Annotated in this window: 5 protein-coding genes; 1 reads left to right on the top strand and 4 read right to left on the bottom strand. The window is 75.2% G+C overall.

What is annotated here, in order from left to right:
* Positions 1 to 224: 224 nt before the first annotated feature.
* From AE652_RS36255 to AE652_RS36245, 3 genes are all read right to left on the bottom strand, one after another.
* Entirely contained in the window at positions 225 to 407 is a 183-nt protein-coding gene (locus AE652_RS36255) for a Trm112 family protein (protein WP_049659271.1), read from the bottom strand.
* Positions 408 to 563: 156 nt separating this feature from the next.
* Positions 564 to 1949, bottom strand: a complete 1386-nt coding sequence (locus AE652_RS36250; RefSeq protein WP_049659270.1) for a phosphomannomutase/phosphoglucomutase — start codon at positions 1947 to 1949, stop codon at positions 564 to 566.
* Positions 1950 to 2099: 150 nt separating this feature from the next.
* Positions 2100 to 2465: a DUF3499 domain-containing protein gene (locus tag AE652_RS36245; RefSeq protein ID WP_049659269.1), complete on the bottom strand. Its 366-nt coding sequence runs from the start codon at positions 2463 to 2465 to the stop codon at positions 2100 to 2102.
* Positions 2466 to 2629: 164 nt separating this feature from the next.
* Here AE652_RS36245 and AE652_RS36240 point away from each other — a divergent pair, with 164 nt between their 5' ends.
* A complete protein-coding gene (locus AE652_RS36240) occupies positions 2630 to 3082 on the top strand; it encodes a metallopeptidase family protein (protein WP_049659268.1) in 453 nt (150 codons plus the stop codon).
* A gap of 51 nt (positions 3083 to 3133) precedes the next feature.
* Here AE652_RS36240 and AE652_RS36235 read toward each other — a convergent pair.
* A partial coding sequence (locus tag AE652_RS36235) for a DUF5719 family protein (protein ID WP_049659267.1) occupies positions 3134 to 4331 on the bottom strand: 1198 nt, incomplete at its 5' end.

Here is a 4331-nt window from a genome sequence, read left to right as displayed (position 1 = left end):
CTCGGCCTGCCGCAGCGCGGTGCGGACCCGCGCACCGGCGCCGGCCAGGGCCAGCAGGGCGCGGTCGTGGTCGGCGCGCTGGAGGGCGGCCGGGTCGTCGAGCAGGGTGTCGTCGAGCATGCGGCGAACCTCCGGCTGCGGTCCTGGACGGGCGGTCGGGGCGGTCGGGGCGGCTTCGTCCCGGGGCTTCCGCCCGGGCTTCGTCCCGGGCGTCGCCCCCAGGATCAGGCCGGGCGGCGGGCCTCGTCCACCAGGAGGACCGGAATGCCCTCGCGGACCGGGTACGCGAGGCCGCAGTCCGCGCCGGTGCAGACCAGCTCGGGCTGCTCCTCGGTGCCGCCCTCGACGAGCGCGGCCCGGCACTGCGGGCAGACCAGGATCTCCAGCAGGAAGGATTCGAGCTTCATGGGGCTCTCCAAGGTTCGGGGGTGGCACGGAGGTGCCCCGGCCGATAGGAAACCCTACCGGCCGGGGCACCGGGGCCCGTGCTCAGGCGCTCCGCGCGGGCGCGAGCCCGGTCGGGGGCTCGGGCGCGGCGTCGGGCGAGGCGTCGGGCGAGGGGCTCAGCCGCGGACGACGGCGAGCACGCCGTCGCGCAGCTCGGCCATCTTCGCCGGGTCCTTGGCCTCGACGTTCAGGCGCAGCAGCGGCTCGGTGTTGGAGGCGCGCAGGTTGAACCACCAGTCCGGGCCGGCCACGGTCAGGCCGTCCAGCTCGTCCACCGTGGTGCCCTCCCCGCCCGCGTAGGCGGCGCGGACGGCGGCGGTGCTGGCGGCCTGGTCGGCCACGGTGCTGTTGATCTCGCCGGAGGCGGCGTAGCGGTCGTACTCGGCGGTGAGCCCGGACAGCGCGGACGGCTGCCCGCCGAGCGCGGCCAGCACGTGCAGCGCGGCCAGCATGCCGGTGTCGGCGCGCCAGAAGTCGCGGAAGTAGTAGTGCGCGGAGTGCTCGCCGCCGAAGACGGCGTCGGTCTCGGCCATCTCCTGCTTGATGAAGGAGTGGCCGACCCGGGTGCGCACCGGCTTGGCGCCGAGCTCGCGGACCACCTCGGGGACGGTCCAGGAGGTGATCAGGTTGTGGATGACGGTCGGCTCGGCCTCGCCGGCGGCCCGGGCGCGGGCGATCTCGCGGACGGCGACCAGGGCGGTGATCGCCGACGGGGAGACCGGCTCGCCGCGCTCGTCCACGACGAAGCAGCGGTCGGCGTCGCCGTCGAAGGCCAGGCCCACGTCGGCGCCGACCTCGCGGACCTTGGCCTGGAGGTCGACCAGGTTCTTCGGGTCGAGCGGGTTGGCCTCGTGGTTCGGGAAGGTGCCGTCCAGCTCGAAGTACATCGGGACGAGCTCGATCGGCAGGCCGTCGAAGACGGTCGGCACGGTGTGGCCGCCCATGCCGTTGCCGGCGTCCACCACGACCTTGAGCGGGCGGATCGCGGTGAGGTCGACCAGGCCCAGCAGGTGGTCGGCGTAGCCGCGCAGGGTGTCCTGGGCGGACAGCGCGCCCGGCTTCACGTCCCTGGCCGGGACGGTGACGGTGTCGTCCTCGGCGGTCCAGGACTCGACCAGCTCGCGGATCTCGGACAGGCCGGTGTCCTGGCCGACCGGGGCGGCGCCGGCCCGGCACAGCTTGATGCCGTTGTACTGGGCCGGGTTGTGGCTGGCGGTGAACATCGCGCCGGGCAGGTCGAGCTTGCCGCTGGCGTAGTACAGCTGGTCGGTGGAGCACAGCCCGATCTGCACCACGTCGGCGCCGTAGGCCGCGGCGCCCTCGGCGAAGGCCAGGCTCAGCGACGGCGAGGAGGGCCGCATGTCGTGCCCGACCACGATCGCGGTCGCGCCGGTGACCTGCACGAACGCGGCACCGAAGGCCCGGGACAGGCTCTCGTCCCACTGGTCCGGGACAACGCCTCGGACGTCGTACGCCTTCACGAGCTGCTTGAGGTCGCGCACTGCGGCTCCACCCTGGTTTTAGGACTGATCACGAAACGTCGGGGCCACCGCGCGTCGGTCGACGGGCGCGGTGACGGTAGACGGGCAGCGTACCCGGGCCGGACGAACGCCCCGTGCCAGGACCGGGGACGCCCCGTACCGGGAGGGGTGTCAGTTGTCGGGCGAGCGCAGCACCCGGAGGTGGCCGCGGCGGCCGCCCTCGGTGGACTCGCCCTCGAAGCCGCGGCCCTGACGGGGGGTCTGCGGGCGGGCGGCCTCGCGCACGGCGTTGGCCAGCGCCTCCAGGTCGTCGCTGCTGCGGCGCAGCGGCCCGGCCTCGGCGGCGAGCCGGACGACCTCCCAGCCGCGCGGGGCGGTGAGCCGCTCGGCGTGCTCGGCGCACAGGTCGTAGCAGTGCGGCTCGGCGTAGGTGGCGAGCGGCCCGAGGACGGCGGTGGAGTCCGCGTAGACGTACGTCAGCGTCGCGACGGCCGGCCGGCCGCACGCGGTCCGCGAACAACGACGTACAGAGCTCACGAGGGTGGACGGTACCGCACTCCCCGCCGGGGAGCGAAGACCGCCTGCCCGGAGGGGGTGCCGTGTCGCCCCGCGGGCGCCGGGTCCGCGTATCCGACGCCCCGTGCGATTCCCGGTCGGAGTGGTCCACTTCCGACCGTCCAAGGACTACCCTCGGCAGTGATATGGACAGCTCCGCACCGCAGTCATCGACAGGCCCGGCGCGCCGCCCCCGGCACCGCGACCGGCACGGGCGGGGCCTGCGCGGCCCGCTGGCGCCGCCCCAGGTGCCGATCTCGCTCACCCGCTCCGAACTGTTCGACGACTACGTGCGCGAGTCGGTGGAGCGCCTCGAACGGCGTTGGCCGCAGTTGATCGAGGTGGAGTTCGCCGTCCAGGAGGTGCCGCTGCACGAGCCGGACGGCGCCGACGCCGAGGACGGCGTGCCGCTGGGGCGGGTGTCGCCGGGCCAGCAGGGGCGCAAGAGCCAGATCGTGGTGTACCGGCGGCCGGTGGAGATCCGGGCGAAGACCCGGGAGGACCGCGCGGCGCTGGTGCACGAGATCCTGATCGAACAGGTCGCGGAGCTGCTCGGGCTGTCGCCGGACGCCATCGACCCGCGCTACGACGAGGACTGAGACGGGTCGGGGCCCGCGCCGGGTGTCCGGCGCGGGCCCCGCTCGGCGCGCTCAGCGCAGGACGACGCCCGGGTCCTGGCCGGCCTGCGGGACCTTGACGGTGCTGCGGTCGTCGCGCAGCGCCTGGACGGTGAACATCGGCACGTCCTTGGCCGGCAGGGAGAGCATCCGGGCGGCCATCACCGGGCCGCCGGAGACGGTCTCCACGGTGAGCGCGAAGACGCCGTTCAGCCCGGCGGGCTCGGGCGCCGGGAGGGCGACCGTGCCGCCGGCCGGCAGCTGGACCTCCTTGGTGGCCGGGGTGCCGCCGCCGCTGCCGGCCGAGGCGGTGACCCGGACGGTGGCGGCCTCGCCGCTGGAGGTCAGGTAGAGCGTGGAGGCGCCGGCCCGGTTGTCGGCGACGGTGGCGCGGGCGCCGACCGGGTCGCTGCCGGTCAGCCAGGCCGCGTCGGTCTTGCCGTTGGCCGCCGCCCGGTCGACCCGCAGCCCGGCCACGACCGGGGTGCGGTGCTTGTCGTCGCTGGGCGACAGCCGCAGCCCGGCGACCTCGTCCCGGGTGAGCTTGCCGAGGTCGACGGCGGCCACCATGCCCGCCTTGACGTGGATCGACTCGTTGCCGGCCGGGCTGAACCAGCCGTTCTTGCCGGACAGCTGGATCTTCAGGTCGGCGTCGTCCTCCGGCGGCGCCCAGACCACCAGGCGGGCGGAGGCGGTGTCGGCGGGCAGGCCGGGCATCACCTGGACCGGGGCCGGGGCGTCCGAGGCGGGGACCCAGTCGGCGCCCTTGCCGCCGTCGGCGGCGTGCAGCGCGGCGCCGACCCGCCCGGAGCGCACCACCACGTGCACCGCGAGGTCGGCGACCGCGCCCTTGGTGAGGGTCGACAGCAGGACGGCCTGGGAGCTGCCGGGCGAGACGGTGATCCCGTTGGCGGCGTCGTTGTCGATCAGGCCCTTGTCGCCATACAGCTTGATGTCCACCACCGCGGCGGCGGACTCGGTGTTGACCAGGCTGAGGTAGTCGACCCGGTCGGCGGCGGTGCTGGCCCCGGCGAACCAGAAGCTGGTCGCGGCCGGGGTGCAGGTGAGGCCGGACAGGCCGAGGCCGCGCTGCTCGGTGACCACCGTGGTCTGGGTGACGGTGAAGCCGGGGGCGAGGGCGCCGGTGGCGACGGCCCCGGTGCCGGGCGCGGCGTCGCCGTTGGCGGCCGGGCCGGTGGCCGGGGTGCCGGGCTTGGGCACGGTCAGCCGG

Origin of the sequence: Kitasatospora sp. MY 5-36, assembly GCF_001182915.1 — a bacterium.
Classification (GTDB): domain Bacteria; phylum Actinomycetota; class Actinomycetes; order Streptomycetales; family Streptomycetaceae; genus Kitasatospora.
The sequence above is the reverse complement of the archived record's forward strand: the minus strand, read 5'-3'. Positions and strand labels throughout refer to the sequence as shown.

Bases quoted from the DNA above. Each gene is read 5' to 3' on its own strand.
- AE652_RS36255 (WP_049659271.1), bottom strand. From the start codon at position 407: ATGAAGCTCGAATCCTTCCTGCTGGAGATCCTGGTCTGCCCGCAGTGC.
- AE652_RS36240 (WP_049659268.1), top strand. From the start codon at position 2,630: ATGGACAGCTCCGCACCGCAGTCATCGACAGGCCCGGCGCGCCGCCCC.